This window comes from Methanoculleus chikugoensis, from assembly GCF_019669965.1.
GTDB lineage: Archaea > Halobacteriota > Methanomicrobia > Methanomicrobiales > Methanoculleaceae > Methanoculleus > Methanoculleus chikugoensis.
On record NZ_AP019781.1, the window covers coordinates 563122 to 579900 of the forward strand.

At 62.5% G+C, this 16779-nt stretch carries 15 protein-coding genes and 1 tRNA gene; 7 read left to right on the plus strand and 9 right to left on the minus strand.

What is annotated here, in order from left to right:
- Nucleotides 1-91: 91 nt before the first annotated feature.
- The 4 genes from MchiMG62_RS02955 to MchiMG62_RS13185 all read right to left on the minus strand — a co-directional run bounded on the left by MchiMG62_RS02955 (nt 92) and on the right by MchiMG62_RS13185 (nt 5658).
- On the minus strand, nt 92-2350 hold the full coding sequence (locus tag MchiMG62_RS02955) for an efflux RND transporter permease subunit (protein ID WP_221058610.1): 2259 nt from the start codon (nt 2348-2350) through the stop codon (nt 92-94).
- Between the two features lie 401 nt (nt 2351-2751).
- Nucleotides 2752-5016: an efflux RND transporter permease subunit gene (locus MchiMG62_RS02960; RefSeq protein ID WP_221057816.1), complete on the minus strand. Its 2265-nt coding sequence runs from the start codon at nt 5014-5016 to the stop codon at nt 2752-2754.
- Nucleotides 5013-5240, minus strand: coding sequence for a hypothetical protein (locus MchiMG62_RS13180; RefSeq protein WP_244987779.1), 228 nt, complete (start codon nt 5238-5240; stop codon nt 5013-5015). The genes MchiMG62_RS02960 and MchiMG62_RS13180 overlap by 4 nt, the downstream gene beginning before the upstream one ends.
- Nucleotides 5241-5325: 85 nt before the next feature.
- A complete protein-coding gene (locus MchiMG62_RS13185) occupies nt 5326-5658 on the minus strand; it encodes a hypothetical protein (protein ID WP_244987780.1) in 333 nt (110 codons plus the stop codon).
- Nucleotides 5659-6238: 580 nt separating this feature from the next.
- On the opposite strand from MchiMG62_RS13185, the gene MchiMG62_RS02970 reads away from it, so the two are divergent.
- Nucleotides 6239-6991 carry a TrmB family transcriptional regulator gene (locus tag MchiMG62_RS02970; RefSeq protein ID WP_221057817.1) on the plus strand — a complete coding sequence of 251 codons (753 nt, stop codon included), beginning with the start codon at nt 6239-6241 and terminating at the stop codon, nt 6989-6991.
- A gap of 39 nt (nt 6992-7030) precedes the next feature.
- On the opposite strand, the gene MchiMG62_RS02975 is transcribed toward MchiMG62_RS02970, so the two are convergent.
- Entirely contained in the window at nt 7031-8335 is a 1305-nt protein-coding gene (locus tag MchiMG62_RS02975; RefSeq protein ID WP_221057818.1) for a serpin family protein, read from the minus strand.
- A gap of 281 nt (nt 8336-8616) precedes the next feature.
- Here MchiMG62_RS02975 and MchiMG62_RS02980 point away from each other — a divergent pair, with 281 nt between their 5' ends.
- Together MchiMG62_RS02980 and MchiMG62_RS02985 are read left to right on the plus strand one after the other, a co-directional pair.
- Complete coding sequence (locus MchiMG62_RS02980; protein ID WP_221057819.1) at nt 8617-9285, plus strand: flavodoxin family protein; 669 nt, start codon at nt 8617-8619, stop codon at nt 9283-9285.
- Nucleotides 9286-9409: 124 nt separating this feature from the next.
- Nucleotides 9410-9832: a pyridoxamine 5'-phosphate oxidase family protein gene (locus tag MchiMG62_RS02985; protein WP_221057820.1), complete on the plus strand. Its 423-nt coding sequence runs from the start codon at nt 9410-9412 to the stop codon at nt 9830-9832.
- A gap of 290 nt (nt 9833-10122) precedes the next feature.
- Here MchiMG62_RS02985 and MchiMG62_RS02990 read toward each other — a convergent pair.
- Nucleotides 10123-10195 (minus strand) — tRNA-His (locus tag MchiMG62_RS02990).
- A 363-nt stretch (nt 10196-10558) separates the two neighbouring features.
- Between MchiMG62_RS02990 and infB the strand changes: the two genes are divergently transcribed.
- Together infB and MchiMG62_RS03000 are read left to right on the plus strand one after the other, a co-directional pair.
- On the plus strand, nt 10559-12340 hold the full coding sequence (infB, locus tag MchiMG62_RS02995) for a translation initiation factor IF-2 (protein ID WP_221057821.1): 1782 nt from the start codon (nt 10559-10561) through the stop codon (nt 12338-12340).
- Nucleotides 12341-12456: 116 nt separating this feature from the next.
- Nucleotides 12457-12855 (plus strand): 30S ribosomal protein S6e, encoded by a 399-nt coding sequence (locus tag MchiMG62_RS03000; RefSeq protein ID WP_221057822.1) that lies wholly within the window; start codon nt 12457-12459, stop codon nt 12853-12855.
- A gap of 64 nt (nt 12856-12919) precedes the next feature.
- Here MchiMG62_RS03000 and MchiMG62_RS03005 read toward each other — a convergent pair whose 3' ends face one another.
- The 3 genes from MchiMG62_RS03005 to MchiMG62_RS03015 all read right to left on the minus strand — a co-directional run bounded on the left by MchiMG62_RS03005 (nt 12920) and on the right by MchiMG62_RS03015 (nt 14915).
- Entirely contained in the window at nt 12920-13918 is a 999-nt protein-coding gene (locus tag MchiMG62_RS03005) for a radical SAM protein (protein WP_221057823.1), read from the minus strand.
- A 110-nt stretch (nt 13919-14028) separates the two neighbouring features.
- On the minus strand, nt 14029-14496 hold the full coding sequence (locus tag MchiMG62_RS03010) for a DUF2240 family protein (protein WP_221057824.1): 468 nt from the start codon (nt 14494-14496) through the stop codon (nt 14029-14031).
- Entirely contained in the window at nt 14493-14915 is a 423-nt protein-coding gene (locus MchiMG62_RS03015; protein ID WP_221057825.1) for a hypothetical protein, read from the minus strand. The genes MchiMG62_RS03010 and MchiMG62_RS03015 overlap by 4 nt, the downstream gene beginning before the upstream one ends.
- Nucleotides 14916-15004: 89 nt before the next feature.
- Between MchiMG62_RS03015 and MchiMG62_RS03020 the strand changes: the two genes are divergently transcribed.
- Both MchiMG62_RS03020 and MchiMG62_RS03025 read left to right on the plus strand, forming a co-directional pair.
- Nucleotides 15005-16444: a bifunctional metallophosphatase/5'-nucleotidase gene (locus MchiMG62_RS03020; RefSeq protein WP_221057826.1), complete on the plus strand. Its 1440-nt coding sequence runs from the start codon at nt 15005-15007 to the stop codon at nt 16442-16444.
- Nucleotides 16441-16776, plus strand: a complete 336-nt coding sequence (locus tag MchiMG62_RS03025; protein ID WP_221057827.1) for a DsrE family protein — start codon at nt 16441-16443, stop codon at nt 16774-16776. The genes MchiMG62_RS03020 and MchiMG62_RS03025 overlap by 4 nt, the downstream gene beginning before the upstream one ends.
- The last annotated feature ends 3 nt before the right edge of the window (nt 16777-16779 follow it).

A 16779-nucleotide genomic window follows, 5' to 3' on the forward strand; every position in this document is an offset into this window, starting at 1 on the left:
CGATGGACAGCGTCCGGAGCTTGAGAAGCCGCAGGCTTCAAGGAACGGAGCACGAGAAACCCGAAGGGTTTCGACGGGGTTACGGAGGGGTTTACTCCGGGACCCCGGCTGCCGCTACGACCCGGGAGCGGCCGCCGAAGCGGTACATCAGCGCGAGGACCGCCGGCATGACGACGATTGCGCCCACGAGCGAGAACCCGACGGTGATGACCGTCACGATCCCGAAGTTGCTGATGATGTTGAACGACGAGATGGTGAGCGCCGCGAACCCGAAGACCGTCGTCATCCCCGATGCCGTGATGGCCGTCCCGATCTTCTGAACGGCGATCTGGATGGCGTCGAGGAACTCCACGCCCCGGGCGAGTTCCTCCTCGCACCGCTCCATGATCAGGATGGTGTACTCGGACGCGACCCCGATCGTCATCGAACCGAGGACTGCCGTCAGCGGCGTGTAGTCGAGGCCGAGAAGGTACATGATCGCGCCGTTCCACCCCACGATGAAGACGATCGGGATGACCGGCGAGATGGCCGAGAACTTCCGGTAGACGAGGATCATGAACCCGAGGATGAAGGCGAACCCGAGCAGGGTCATGAATGTCTTGGAATCGGCGATGTCGTCCATGAGAGCGGCGAACATCTCCAGCTGGCCGGTGATCTTGACCGTCACGCCCGCCGGCGGATTGCTCCACGCAACATCGCCCTGCATCCTCCCGACGAGGTCGCGTGCGACGCTCATCTCCATATCGACCGTCGAGAACTCAAGCACCGCCTCCATGTTTCCGTTGAGGTAGCGTTTCAGGGTCTCCTCCGGGATCCGGGCAGTGACGTTGTCGACCTCCCTCTCGGTCGAGGGCAGCACCCCGTCGTTGTACTCCCGGATCAGGGTCGCAATGCTCGTCACTCCGATGATCTTGTCGTTGTGCTCCTGCTCGTAGACCCCGAACCGATCGATCCACGCGAGCGTCTCCGGGCTCCGGACGTCGTCCGCGATCACGACGACCGGGATGGTGCTCGTCGACCCCATCGTCCGGGTGATCTTTTCGAGGGAGAGGAGGGCAGGCATGTCGCCGGGAACGAAGGTCTTCTCGTCCGAACTGATGGGAACCTTCTCGTCGAGGTAAAAACCCCCTGCCGCGACCACCGCAAAGAGCAGGATGACCGGGAGCGGATGTTTTGCGACCGCATAAGCCAGCCGACCGAGGAACCGGTCATACCGCTCCATGATGGGTTCCCCGGTCGCCGGTTTGGTTCCAGCGACAGGGGCCTCCCTCTTCGGCCGGTAACGGGTGACGATCGCAAAGATCGGGACGATGACGAGCGCCGCAATGTAACAGGAGATGACCCCGATGGTGCAGACGATCCCGAAGTCGGCGACCATCGGCACCGGGGCGAAGAACATCGCGATGAACCCGAGCGCCGTCGCCGACATCGCGATCAGGACCGAGGGCCCCATCTGGGTGATGGTGGCCCGTATGGCCTCCGGGATCGTGCCGCGCCGGATCTCCTCGTCGAATCGGGCCTGGAACTGGATCGCGTAGTCGATCCCGATCCCGATCAGCACCGGGAACGCCCCTATCACCACCATACTGATGGGGATACCGAATAGACCCATGAACCCGAAGGTCATGATCACCCCGACGGCCACGATCCCGACGGGGAGGAGGCTGTAGCGGACGTGGGAGAAGAGGAGCATCACCGCGAGGACCATGAGAAGCATGGCCGCAAGGATCAGCATGCCCATCTGCCCTCCCATCTCCTCCTCCATCTCTTTCGAGAACGCCGGATTTCCTGAGACCGTGACCGCGAGGCCCGGCGGGGGCTCCGATGTGCTCACGGCGGACTGGATGTTCTCGACAACCCGCATCTGGGCCTCCATGGTGAGGCCGGGCTCAAGGGCGATGACGCTGATCGTCATCAGGTCCGAGGGCAGCATCCTCTCAACCATCTCCGGCGGGGCCTGCCCGATGATCCCGTCGATCTCCGCTTTGGACGACGGCAGGGTGCCGCCGTTCGCCTGTTTCAGGAGATCGACGACGCCGGAGACCCCGGCGACGTAGCGCTCGTTCCTGAGGTCTTCCTGGATATGGTCGATATACCTGAGGACATCGGGGCTCCGGACGCTGTCCGTCTCGTAGATGAGCATGATCGCGTCGGAGCCGTAGGTCTCGGCGTAATGATCGAGGAGCGCGCCCCGGGGGGTGTTCTTATCGATGTAGGTGTCGTCGCCGGTCTGCATCGTCACCATCGAGAGCCCGAAGAGCGCCAGGACGAAGATGGCGGCGGCAACCCCGGCGACGGTCCAGGTGTGGTTGTTGATGGCGGCGGCGAGCCACTCGTAGGGGTTCTTCATGCATGTTCCTCCGGCGTCTTCTCCCCCGTGCTCCGCGATGATCGCCGGGGTCACCGCACGAGCACCCTTGTCGTCATTCTGCCGGCCGGACGCTGCGAGTTCCTTGTCCATGGGGATATGAAGGAGCGGAACTCCGGCCCGCGGGAGGAACCCACCGTGGATCCGTCTCCGGGAACGGTCCCCCAGATGGTATCTTTTGACGTACAGACCTCCAGCCTGGGGTTCGCTGGAGTCCCGGCAGGTTCCGGGGCTGCAGGTTGGTTGCGCAGCTCACGGCCCTCTTCGCTAGATATAGCTCGTTTTCAGGGTATAGTTCTTGTGGAGCCGATGATGACGCCACCGCGCCCGGAGCACGCGTGCAAGGAGGGCGGGCGGTATTGTCCGCCGGAAAAATAAGGGTATCAGTCCGTGACCCCGGTCCCCGCCGGAGCCGTGACCCGGGTGCTCCCCGCGTAGCGGTACATGATCGAGAGCACCGCCGGCAATGCGATGATCGCGCCCACGAGCGAGAACCCGATGGTGATGACCGTCACGATCCCGAAGTTAGAGATGATGTTGAAGGTCGATACGGTGAGCGCCGCAAACCCGGAGATCGTCGCCGCCCCTGAGACCGTGATCGCCATCCCGATCTTCTGGACGGCGGTCTGGATGGCTTCGAGGTAGCCGACGCCTTTTGCCAGTTCCTCCTCACACCGCTCCATGATCACGATGGTGTACTCCGAGGCCACGCCGATGCTCATCGACCCGAGTACGGCGGTCAGCGGGGTGTAGTCGAGGCCGAGGAAGTACATGATCGCCCCGCACCAGCCTACGACGAAAGCGATCGGGATGAGCGGCGATACGGCCCCGATCCTCCGGTAGACGAGGAGCAGGAACCCGAGGATGAAGGCGAACCCGAGCAGGGTCATGAACGTCTTGGATTCGGCGATATCGTCCATGAGGGCGGTGAACATCTCCCCGCTACCGGTGATCGTCACCGTCGCGCCGGCAGGGGGGTCGTTCCAGGCTATGTCGCTCCGGATCCCCTCGATGAAAGACTTCTGGGCGTCCATCTCCATCGCGACCGTCGAGAACTTGAGGGCCGTCTCCATCCTCCCGTTGAGGTAACCCTTCAGGGTCGCCTCCGGGATCCGGGCGACGACGGCGTCAACCTCCGCGCTCGTTGCGGGCAGGACACCTCCATTGTAGTCCCGGATCAGGGTTGCGACGCTTGTCACACCGGTCATCTTGTCGTTGTGCTCGAGTTCATACGTCCCGAACCGATCTATCCATTCGAGCATCTCCAGGGAGAGGACATCGTCCCCGGCCACGATGATCGGGACGGAGGTCGTCGACCCCATCGTCCGGGTTATCTTCTCCATGTCCTGGAGGGCGGGCATCGTGTCGGGAACGAACGTCTTCTCATCTGCGCTGATGGGAACCTTCTCGTCGAGATAGTACCCGCCTACCGCAACGACGCCGAAGATCAGGAGAACGGGAAGCGGGTGTTTTGCAACGGTATGCGCCATCTTCCCGATGAGGTGCTCATACCGCTCGACGAGGGAATGCCCGGTCCCCGGGGCGGGGTTGACCGTCTGCGTCTCGTTCTTCGGCCGGTAGTTCGTGATGAGTCCGAAGACCGGGATGATGACGAGCGCCGCAACGTAACAGGAGGCAACTCCTATGGCGCAGACCTTCCCGAAGTCGGCTATCATCGGCACCGGGGCAAAGAACATCGCGATGAACCCGAGGGCCGTCGCCGTCATTGCGATCAGGATCGCCGGCCCCATCTGCGTGATGGTGGTCCATACGGCCTTTGGGAGGGGGGAGTGCCGTGCCTCCTCGTCGAACCGTGCGTGGAACTGAATCGCGTAGTCGATTCCGACCCCGATCAGCACCGGGAACGCCGCAACCACTACCATGCTGACCGGGATCCCGAAGAGGCCCATGAGCCCGAAGGTCAGGATGAGCCCGACGGTCACGACCCCGATGGGAAGGAGGCGGTAGCGGACGTGGGAGAAGAGGAGCATCACTGCGATGGTCATGAAGACCATGGCTACAAGGATCAGCGTGCCCATCTCCGCCCCCATCGCCTCGCCCATCTCTTTCGAGAACGCCGGGTTTCCGGAGACGGTGACCGAGACACCCGCCGGAGGCTCCGATATGCTGATGATCGTCTCGATGTTTCCAAGGATCTGCTTCTGGACATCCAGGCCGACGCCCGGTTCAAGGTTGATGATGCTGATCGTCATCAGGTCCGAAGGCAGCATCCGCTCAACGAGCTCGGGGGGAGCCTCTCTGATGATGGCGTTGATCTCCGCCGTGGACGACGGCAGGGTGCCGCCATTTGCCTGCTTCACGAGGTCGACGACGCCGGAGACCCCATCGACGTAGCGTTCGTTCCTGAGGTCTTCCTGGAGATGGTCGATATACCCGAGGATCTCGGGATTTCGGACACTGTCCGCCTCGTAGATGAGCATGATCGCGTCGGAGCCGTAGGTGTCCTTGTAATGAGCGAGGAGCGCGCCCCGGGGGGTGTCTTTGTCGATGTAGGTGTCGTCGCCGGTCTGCATCGTCACCATCGTGAGGCCGAAGCATGCCAGGAGGAAGACGGCCACCGCGACCCCGGCGACGATCCAGGTGTGGTTGTTGACGGCGTCTGCGAGCCGCTCGTAGGGGTTCTTCATGCGTGTTCCTCCGCCGCCTTTTCCCCGTACTCGCCGATGATCGCCATGGTCACCTCGTGAGCGATCTCGCCATCGCTCCTGCCGCCGTGCTCGATCCCGTAATCGTTTGCCATGACCCGGAGTCTTGCGGGGTCGAGTATCCGGTAGCCGCGGCCGCCCTCCCCGGATTTAACCGTTATCGTGAGAACGGACGAGAGCAGAGATGTTGCCGGCTCTTCGTCCATGGCGAGACGGTGCAGCAGGGCTACAGCCCGCCGGCAGTCCGGCGGGGGGACAAATCCCGCTTCGATCCAGACCTGGTCTGTCTCCTCAATATGCTGTTCTTTGCAGGATATTTTGCGATAAACCGGCCTTCTGCACGGAGATTCTCTGGAACCCCGGCAGGATCCGGTATTGCAGGTGGTTGCGCAGTTCACGTCTCTCCTCGTAATAAATAGCTCTTCTGCTGGAGGTTATATTTTTGAGAGACAGAATATCAACCTGCTGCAACTCGGGCGAGGACTGGAACCGGACTCTGGTTCCCGGCAGGGTTTCCTGCAACCGGTCGGTGCCGGAGAACCCGGGAGTTCGAGATTCGCCCGCATATACAGAGGTTGTCGTGCAGGAGCCATTCACCTGCGGCGAGGTCCGCCATGTCATCATCAAGGAGGCAACCTTTTCCGGGAACGGGCCGCTCTCGGCTCTCACCCGGAGGCAGAGATCTTTTACTTGCGGCAAAGCGCTACGGGTATCCCCGAACGATCACGACCGGCATCTCGCAGAAAAGTCGGGCGCCGGCAAGACCGTCGCGATGAGTGCCTGTGCCGGGGCGAGGGGCGGCCGCTGCCCGAGAGGCGTATCGGGAGGCGGGCGGTCCGGGCGACGGTTCCGTCACGCCCGATCCCCGGCCGGCCGCTGCCGCTGGATACGCTCCAGGGCATGCCGATGATGGCTCTCCCGGCTTTCGGAGGGTGGATACATCCGAGCATCTGTTCAGGTGGTATCGCTCTTCTATGCTGCTCCCGTTCGCTCTTGCTGGAACAGCCTTCTTCGAAGGTGGGTATGCCCGATCAGGCTCTCCAGCACGTTTTGCAGGGAACCGGCTCACTGACGGTGTGGATCCGGCCTCTGACAGGAGACTGCTCCGGTGAAGGGCAGTCTTGCGAGGAGAGTCGAACCCTCTCTCGCTGACATCCATCTCTCTTCGGAACTCATAAGTTTGTTGCAACCAAATGAAGGTGCAATGACTGCTGAGATTGTTCCCGGGCTCCGGGCTCTCGGGATGAACGAATATGCGGCAAGCGTCTACTCTACACTTGTCGGGCTGCAGAAAGCGACCGCACGGGACATCCACGAGGTGAGCGGGGTACCCCGGGGACGGATCTACGAGATCTTAAATGATCTGACCCGACGGGGGTTCATCGCGGTCGAGGAGGGATCCCCCACCTCTTACTACGTGCTCGACATCGACGTGGTCTTCGACCGGCTCAAAGAAGACTACACCCGCACCCTCGACGAGACCCGCGAGACGTTGAAGAGCCTCTCGGTCAAACCGCGTCTTCCTCCCGATTCGTTCTTCATTCTCAGGAGCGGCTGGGCAATCGAGAACCATATCTCCTCGCTCTTTCGCCGGGTAAAGAAGAGCATGGTGATCCTCTGCTACGACCCCGGTTTCCTCCGGAAGCACTATGCGGCCATCAAGCCGCTCGAGCGCAAGATCGACCTCTACGTGGTCGTACGGAAGAAGGAAGATTATGTCGACATCAGGCTTCCGATCTACGAGGCCAGAGGAACCGTGCTCGATCTTCTTGAATCTTCGCCTATGAACGAGTCCGTGATTGGCCTGAGGAAGGATGTGTGTACGATACTGGTCGACGGCCGGGACTTCCTCGTCATCGCCGCTGCAGGCTCCGGGCGGCACGCGGTGATCGGGTCGGATATGCCGATCATCGGGTATCTGCAGAAGACGATCGTCGAGCGGCTCACCAGATCGTGAGACGGCGGCCGGTTGCCGCCGTCTCTCCCCGACCGCCCCTTACGCGCTCTCCGGGTTGACGACCCTCCCTGCAAAGAGGACCGTGCCGGAATCCTCCTCGACGATGAGGAAGACGAACGGGTGGTCCGCCCGGAAGACGGGCGTGGTATCCTCCCCGGGCGCACTCTTTATGTTCATGACGACTCCGGTCGCCGCCGCGGCCTCGGTGCCCTCCTCGTTCACGTCGACAAACGCCTTGTGAAAGACCTCGTTGATGAAGAGCATGTCTGTCCCGTCCATCCCCGAGAAGTCGGCATCGTCGGAGAACGCCGTCGGCATCCCCATCGCTGCGAGCACCGGGCTGAGGCTGTACTCCGTCTCCAGCGTGAACTTCGGGAAGACGACCCTGACGCGCCGGTCGGTCAACGAGTCCCGGAGTTCGTCGAGTTTTTCGGGGGCGAGAGCCTCTTCCGCCGCCGTCAGGTTCTCCTCCCGCGGAAGGAGGACGAGCATCGAGAGTTCGGTTCCGTCGGCGTGCGCATACGGCATCCTGAGCACCTGGAGGGTCCCGGTCTCGGCATACCCGTAGATCGCATCCTCGTCCGTGCGGTGCATCATCGGAACCCGGACCGTCTCGCCCGGGGCGACCCGGAACTCCTCTTCGGTCGTCTCGGCGGGGTCGAACTGCTTGACCCAGGTGCCCTTGAAGTAGACTGCGTTCGTGATCACGAGCCGGGTCATGGCGTCGATCGATCCCGCCGGGAGGAGATCGCGGATCTTATCTTCGGTCTTCTCCTCCACCCAGCGGTTGATCGTCTGCCGCGACGGTTCAGCGTCGTTGGCGAAGTCGAGGTTTGTGACGTTTGCCGCATACCACCGTGCGGCCGTATCGACGTACTCCGGGAGGAACGAGTAGGTCTCCTCCGCCCAGAGGGCATTTGCGGTGCGGAGAGTGTAGTTCTCGTCCCCGTTGTTCAGGGCGGCATCGAGCCCGGCAAACCCGGCTCTCCGGAGGGTCTCGTTCACCGGGAGGTGGAGCACCGACCCGATCTCGTCGGCGGTCGTGCCCCGGGCGCCCTCGTAGGTGATCGCGAGGGCCGAGGAGATGCTGTAGGGCGAGAAGAAGATGTTTTTGCCCGCATACGCCGGGTCGTCCGCAATCTGCCGGTAGAGATCGGCCGCGAACCGGTTGTTCCCCGCCGAGACGTTGCCTGCGCCTTCTGCGGCCGGGTCCGACGTCTCCTGCCCGGCGGGAGGAGCCGACTGCCCGGATGTCGTTCGCGACATATCGGTGCATCCCGCGGCGACGCAGCCGAGCACGACAAGCCCTGCGAGAAGCAGCAGGCTGATGACCTTTCTGTTCATGGAGTGCGATATGGTATCCCGGATAATTATACCTGGCGTTAACGACGAAGGTTTTCGGAGCCTCGCAAGGACGGTTCATCACCTCAATGCAGCACCTCTCTGAGGATCTCGCTGCCCGCCGGGGGTACCATCGAAGGGTTGTCTGGTAAAGAGCCGTGCCCGTATACGGCAGGATGAACGGGTATCTCCCTCCCATGGCGGTGTTTCCGGGTAACCTCTCATGGTGCAATAGTATATATCAGCCATGATCATGAGTAGGCCGCGGGTCAGGAGCGAGAACAATGAAGGTTATTGGGATCAACGGGAGCCCCCGGGGCGAGAATAGCCAGACAAAGCGTCTCATCGATGCCGTCCTGAACGGCGCACAGGAGGCCGGTGCAGACGTTGAGACGATCCACCTTATATACTATGATTTTAAATTCCGGAATGCCTGCAGCATCTGTCTTCAACAGGAGAAGTGCGTATTCCTGGACGACTTCCCTCGGGTCTATGCAAAGATCAAGGAGGCAGACGGCATCGTTCTCGGATCGCCAGTATATATCGATCTCGTCACCGCCCAGATGAAGATGCTCATCGATCGGATGGCAGATGGGATCCAGTGCCAATCGCTTTCCGGAAAATACGGATGTGCGGTTGCTACATCGGGCGATCATGCGGAGGGATCGGTGGTCACCTATCTGAATCACTTCCTCCAGATGCTGGGGGCCAATCCAGTGGGAGGGGTGGGTGTGGCCCTGGGAAGGGATAGCCATGCTATAGAGAAGGCAGAAGGTGAGGCCCGTGAACTGGGAAAAACCCTGGCTTTTTCCATCCAGACCCGGCGAAAAGACCCCGCCCTGGAGGAGTTTCACCAGCGGTACCGGAAAAGGTTTGAGGATGTCCTGTCTGGAGAGAAGCCCGAATGGCCTCTTGACTACGATTACTGGGTACAGCAGGCGTGGCTATGGTGAAACTCGTATATGGTCCGTCACCGCAGCACTTCAATCACACCTATGAGCATGCCCGGGAAACAGCCCCGGGATTGCTCATAGTCCTGGCACCGCCAGGATGCAGTCGTTTCCGATGTGATGATCCATGGTGATAATGCCCGATGCCCTCATTGCGCTCCTGAAAGACTGGCATTCCGTCCCCGTCGCGACCACCGGAGCCGATGGGGTGCCCAATGTTGCAGCCAAGTCGGTTATGGTCAGGGATCCCGAGACCATCATCTGGGGCGAACTCTATTTCATGCAGACCCACGAGAACCTCTTGCGGCATCCTGTTGCGTCGCTCTGCGTCTGGGAATGGACCCCGCCGTTTACCGCGTACAAGGTGAAGGGGCGGGTCGTGATCCACAGGCATGACGAGGTAACAGCGGCGCTTGACAGAAGCGTCTGGGCCGGGCACACCGGGGAGTTCGCGGCTCGCATTGAAGGGATGGCAGCGGTCGTCCTCACGGTCGAAGAGATTTACGACCAGACTCCCCGGCTTGAGGCAGCAGGAAAGCGAGTTGCGTAGATCTTATGGGTGAACCACCCCGCGCTCTCGGACGAGGATGGGTTACTCTCCAATCTTCGGGTTCTGGTTTCCTGCCACCAAAGTGCATCCTGCCGATATATCCGGATGTGTGCGGTATCATCTTTGGTAAGCCGTTTCTCGGCGATCCCATGCCGGATCGGTGCGCCGACATACCTCCTGTCCGGCGAGTTGCAACGACCGCGATCCCCGGGTTGGTGCCGTGAACGCCTCTCCCGTGCAGACGAGATTATGTAACGGTATTAGATAGAGAATCGGAACAGAAATAGGAAGGCCAGGGCCGAGATTCGAACCCGGGTCGAGGGATCCACAGTCCCTTAGGATAACCGACTACCCCACCCTGGCAAGGTACTCACAATAATTGGCAGTCGGATTTGATTAAGGTATCTCTCCGGCGTGCCCGTGTTAGATGCCTCGCGGGGTGCCGCCGACGCACATCCGGCCGGGACTCGTGAGCGGTGCCGCGATGGCAGCCGGGAACCCGGCTGCCGTACCACCCCATTCGGCCGCCTCCGCTCGCAGGAATAAGCAGCGGGGCGAATTATTAATAGATGCCATGTTCAATAACGTACCAGTGCTCCGGGCGCCGAGCGACGCCCCGGGGGTAGGGGAATCGCCCTGAATCCGGCGTGATTCGGAAAAAAGCGGTCAATATCTCAGGATTTTTCGGATCTATTCGTTCATACCGATATACCGAAAGTGATTATCATGGCAAAGCAATCAACGATCAGGACCCCCATCGTCTGCGTGATGGGCCACGTAGATCACGGCAAGACATCGCTCCTGGATCGGATCCGGGGCTCTTCCGTGGTATCCACCGAAGAAGGCGCGATCACACAGCATATCGGTGCCACGCTTGTTCCCATCGACGCGATCACCCGCATGGGCGGAGCCCTGAGCAAGGTCAGCGTCAACGTCCCGGGCCTCCTCTTCATCGACACCCCCGGACACCACGCCTTCACCACGCTGCGTGCGCGCGGCGGGGCGCTCGCCGACATGGCGATCGTCGTGGTGGACATCAACGAGGGCTTCCGCCCCCAGACGATCGAGGCGCTCCAGATCCTGCGCAACTACAAGACGCCGTTCGTCATCGCGGCGAACAAGATCGATCGCATCCCCGGCTGGCGTGTCCAGGGGAACCAGCCGTTCTTGAAGACGTTCGCACAGCAGAACGAACGCGTCCAGGGTATGCTCGAGACGAAGGTCTATGAACTCGTCGGCAAACTCTCCGACCTCGGGTTCAACTCTGAGCGGTTCGACCGGGTCTCGGACTTCGCGCGGAACATCTGCATCGTCCCGACGAGCGCCCTCACCGGGGAAGGTCTTCCCGACATCCTGATGGTGCTGATCGGGCTTGCCCAGCGTTACATGACCGAGAGCCTCAAGGTCAGCGCCGAGGGTCCCGGCGCCGGAACCGTGCTCGAGGTGAAGGAGGAGCGGGGGCTCGGGATGACGCTTGACGTGATCCTCTACGACGGGAATCTCAAGGTCGGGGATGAGATCGTGGTCGCCGGAAACGACCAGATCATCGAGACGAAAGTGCGCTCCCTCTTAAAGCCCCGTCCGATGAGCGAGATCCTGATCGAGGAGCGGTTCGAGCGGGTCAAGTCCGTCACCGCCGCTGCGGGTATCAAGGTCGCCGCCCCGAAACTCGACGGGGTCATCGCGGGCTCCCCTCTCCAGGCCGTCCGCGGCGGCAACCGGGACGAGGTGATCGAGCGCGTCCGCCATGAGGTCCAGGATATCGAGGTGAACCTCTCCGATGTCGGCGTCATCATCCGGGCGGACACCATCGGCGCCCTCGAAGCGCTCTCGAAGGAACTCGAGGGCCACCAGATCCAGGTGATGCGGGCGACCGTGGGGCCGGTCACCCGCCACGACGTCATCGAGGCGGGGACGATCAAGGATCCCCTCTACAGCGCGATCATCGCCTTCAACACCCCCGTCCTGCCGGACGCGATCGACGCCCTCGTGGATACGTCGATGTCCCACGTCAGCATATTCGAGGGCGGGGTCATCTACCAGCTCATCGACGACTACGTCGAGTGGCGCGACGAAAAGAAGCAGGAACTCGAACGGCAGAAGTTCGAGAAGCTGATCATGCCCGCCAAGATCCGGATCCTCCCCAACTGCGTCTTCCGGCAGAGCAACCCGGCGGTGGTCGGCGTCAGGATCCTCGGGGGGAAACTCCAGAGCGGGGTTGACCTCGCCCTCCCGAACGGCAGGAAGGTCGGCCGCATCAAGCAGATCCAGGCGAAGAACGAGTCGGTCCAGGAAGCGGAGGCGGGCAAGGAGGTGGCGATCTCGATCGAGGGGCCGACGGTCGGCCGCCAGATCAACGTCGACGACGACCTCTACGTGGATATCCCGGAGCGGCACGTAAAGGTGATCGAGCGGGAGATGATCGATCACTTAAGCCCGAGCCTGCGCGAGACCCTGGAGGAGTTCACCACCCTCAAGCGCCGGGAAGACCCCTTCTGGGGGAAGTGACCCGTTCGTGGAACGCGGCCTCCTCTCCCGGCCGCCGCTCCCCTCCAACCCTGCAGAGGTAGTCTTTTAATACCATATTCTCAAATTGTATAGGTACTTTCGAAGGAGTCGTCAACATGGCAGATTTCAAAATCATCCTATCAGACCCGGAGACCGGGCGTTCATATAAGATCGATGCGACCGGCCCCACCGCCGGAGCGTTCATCGGCAAGCGCATCGGCGGCGAGATCGACGGGAACGTCCTTGGCTTTGCGGGCTACACGATCCGGATAACCGGCGCAACGGACAAGACCGGTATTCCCTCGCGCCGCGACCTTCCCGGTCCGTCCCGCCGAAGGCTCCTCCTCTCCAGGGGCGTCGGGTTCCACCCCGTCATGGACGGGGAGCGCCGCCGGAAGTCGGTGCGGGGCAACGAGATCAGCGCCGACACCGTTCAGATCAACGCCGCCGTGAAGCAGAGCGGTGCAAAACCCCTGGCAGAATACTTCAGCCAGCCCGAGGCGGCGGCTGAATAAATCAGCCCCCAATCTTTTCTCAAGCGTTATTTTCCCGGGCCGATCCGCCCGTATCCTCATTGTTCTACCGGCCGTGCCAGGGCTCCCTGAGCGTGGCGGGGCACCTGTCGCGGAGGGGGCACGCCCCGCAGTCGCGGGGGTGGGTCGGGCACCCGCACGCCGCGGCGTACGCGGCGGTGAGCGCCGCTCCAAGGTCTCCCTCGTATGCAGCGGTGAGCCGTGCCGCCTCGGCGGCGACCTCGTCCGGCACCGCTTCGGGATAGTAACCGCTCCAGGCGACGTCTTCGAGCCCGGCCTCACGGCAGACTGCGCAGAGATGCTCCATCTGCTCCTTCGACGGCCCCGGGTGATAGTAGAGGACGTTGTTCGGCCGAAACCCGATGAGCCGGTAGGGCACCGTCGGATCGAGCGCGGCGATGAACGCAGCGATAGCCCCAACCTCGGAATCGGTCATGCCGGGGATCACCACCGTCCGAAAGACCCTGATGCGGTCTCGTCCCTCGTGGACGAGGTACTCTGCGTTCCTGAGCACCGGGCCCACCGGCGCTCCTGTGAGGGCACGGTGGATCGGATCCGACCGCGCCTTGATCTCGAGGGTGATCGTCCGGCAGAGGTCGACGATCCGCGCCATCGTCGCCTCCGTCGCAAAGCCGCCGGTCGATATCCCAATCCCGAGATCGAGGCCCTGGCGCGTCACCTCGCCCGCCACCTCTTCGATGTAGGGGAGGTGGATGATCGGGTCGCCGCCCGTAAAGGTGATCGTCCGGATACGCCGGCCGCCGTAAGCGGCAATCCGCTCCCGGGCATCGGCAACCAGCACCGCCGCAGGCACATACCCGGCGTAGTGCCAGCCCGGATCGGGGTACTGGGATATCCGGTAGGCGTTGCAGTGGAGGCAACGGTAGCAGCACCCGAGCAGGGTGACGATGTAACTCGCGAGAGTGCCCGAACACATCGTTGCCGCCACCTCCGCCCGGCCGACGCGGCACACCCCCCGCTCTCCCCGGAGCCGGTCGGCACCGCACCTCCACTCGCAGAGCCGGCAGGAGTCGAGATCTTCCATGCCATCCCTGGTGCATGCATGCACGATAGCCTTTAGGACGCTGACACAATGGGGGTGAGCGAGCGGCAGGCGTGAATCTTTTCTGAAGGAAGGAGAAAAAGGAGGATCTTCTACCGCTTTTTCGCGACCGATCGCTCCAGGGCCGGCAGTTTGTCGTCGAACGCCACCCCGTACGTCTTCGCGAGGATGACCACCGCCGCCTCCACCCGGATGTTGCCGTCGAAGTTGTCGGCGACGATCCGGTGGAGTTCCGCGACGACCTCCTGGGGCGGCTTCCCCGTCGCGGCGGCGATCCGCCCGATCAACTCCTCGTAGGGGCTCTCCGCCGTTGCGAGGATGTCGGAGGTGGGCTTGAACCCGAGCGGTATCGAGACGTCGGCGAGATCGAAGAGCGGCCGGATGGCTCCTCCGTCCACCTCGATGAGCCCCTCCGCCTTCGCCCGCTCCAGGAGCTGGTTTACCTGCTCCTTGTTCATCCACTTCCGGTCGATGGCGATGTAGAAGACGAACTCACTCTTCTGCAGCCGATCTTTCCGCATGTGCTTGAACGGCGCGGCAACCGCTATCCTGACACTCACTCGCAGGCACCCTTGAGCATCGTTCGCAGGTCCATCGCGTCCAGATCCCCGAGCCGCCCCTCCTTCGCGACGTAGCACTCCGTCACCGCGCCTTTATCGACGATCCGGAGGAAGAAGATGTTCTCCGAGACCGGGAGCCTCTTTTCGGGGGTAAGCAGCGTCCTCTGCAGATCGACCCGGAAGTCCGCCACCTCCGTGACATTCTCGGCGAGCGGCGCGAGATCGCTCAGGTCGACGAACTGTATCCGCCCGTCCGCGACCTGGACGAGCATCCGCTCCTTGACGAGCCCGTCGGCACCCCGTGCGGTGGTATGGGTGTCGTGCATCCGGGCTATACAGGCAAGGACGTCCCGGAACGGCCGGCTGAGCTCGAAGTCAAGGTCGACGGATTGAGGGAAACGATGGTAAATCCTGCGCATCACTAGAATTGAGGTCTGCGGAACGTAAAAAGAATGTGATCCCGCCGGAGGCGCAAACGTTTTCTCCACATCCTGCCCTCCCTGCACCCATGACCGACCACCTCACGCTCCTGCAGATGAACGACTCGCACGGGTACCTGGAACCGCACCAGGAACTCTTCTATGCCGGTGGGCCGCCGGTGTACCGGACGGCAGGCGGATATGCCCGGATTGCCACGCTCCTCGAGGATGCCCGCGACGAGCGGCCGGGCCGGGTGCTCGCGTTCGACTGCGGCGACACCATCCACGGGACCTACCCCGCCGTCCAATCGGAGGGCGAAGCGCTCGTCCCGGTCCTGAACGCTCTCGCCTTCGATGCCATGACCGCCCACTGGGAGTTCGCCTACGGCCCGGAGCAGTTCCGGAAGGTGGCCGGGAAACTCGACTACCCCGTCCTCGCCGACAACTGCTACGACGACGCGACCGGCGACCTGGTCTTTCCCCCGTACACCGTCTGCGAGACCGACGACCTCGCGGTAGGCGTCATCGGCATCGCCGCCACGATCGTCGACAAGGTGATGCCGGACTCATTCTCGAAGGGGATCCACTTCTCGCTCGGCAACGCTGAACTCCCCGGCCATATCGCCCACCTCCGCGAAGAGGAGGGGGTGGACCTCGTCGTGGTGATATCGCACCTCGGGTTTCCGCAGGAGGTGAGGCTCGCCCGCGAGACGGACGGGATCGACGTCCTCCTCTCGGGGCACACCCACAACCGCCTCTTCGAACCGGCGGTCGTGAACGATACCGTCATCATCCAGTCGGGCTGCCACGGCTCTTTCCTCGGGCGGCTCGATCTCTTCGTCGAGAACCGGCGGGTGAAGGGGTTCGACCACGAACTGATCGTCGTCGGCGAGGATATCCGGCCTCATCCTGAGGTCGAGGAGATGGTCGAGGCGGTCATGGAGCCCCACCGCGAGTACCTCTCCCGGGTCGTCGGGGAGACCCGGACGGGTCTCAACCGGAACACGGTTCTCGAGGCCACGATGGACAACCTTCTCCTGCAGGCGCTCATCGACGTCACGGGTGCGGAGATGGCCTTCTCGAACGGGTGGCGTTACGGCGCCCCGGTGCCGCCCGGCCCGGTCATGATGAACGACCTCTGGGACATCATCCCGGTGAATCCCCCGGTCTCGACGGTCGAGATCACCGGCCGGGATCTCAAGGCGATGATGGAGGAAAACCTGGAGCGGACCTTTTCGCGCGACCCCTACCAGCAGATGGGCGGCTACGTGAAGCGGTGCATGGGAGTCGACCTCTACTGCAAGATAGAGAATCCGGCAGGGCTCCGGATCCAGGAGTTCTTTGCGGCCGGCAGAAGGCTCGACCCGGATGCCGTCTACCGCGCGGCGTTCGTCACCGGCCAGGGTGTGCCGCCGAAGTACGGAAAGAACCGGGAGAACCTGAACGTCCACGCGATCGAGGCGCTCGAACGCTACCTCTCGGAGGGTCCCGTGAGCGCCGAACTCCGCGGGAGCGTGACGGCGATATGACGCCGCCGAAGGTCGTCGTCCACCTGGACGAGCGCGAGAAGACGCCTCTCGTCTTAAAGAACGTGAAGAACCTCATCGACGAACTCGAAGGCGTCGAGGTCGAGGTGGTCGCCCATGCCGGCGGGGTGGAGGGGCTCCGCACCGGCACCTCTCACGCGGCGCTCATGGAAGAGCTCGCGAACCGGGGGGTCCGGCTCATCGTCTGCGAGAACACTCTCCGCTCCCGGGGCATCCCGCGCGGCGATTTTCCCGGGTATATCGGGATCGTCCCGTCCGCGATCGTGGAACTGGTTGTCAGGCAGGCCGAAGGCTGGTGTTACCTGAGGCCGTGAAAA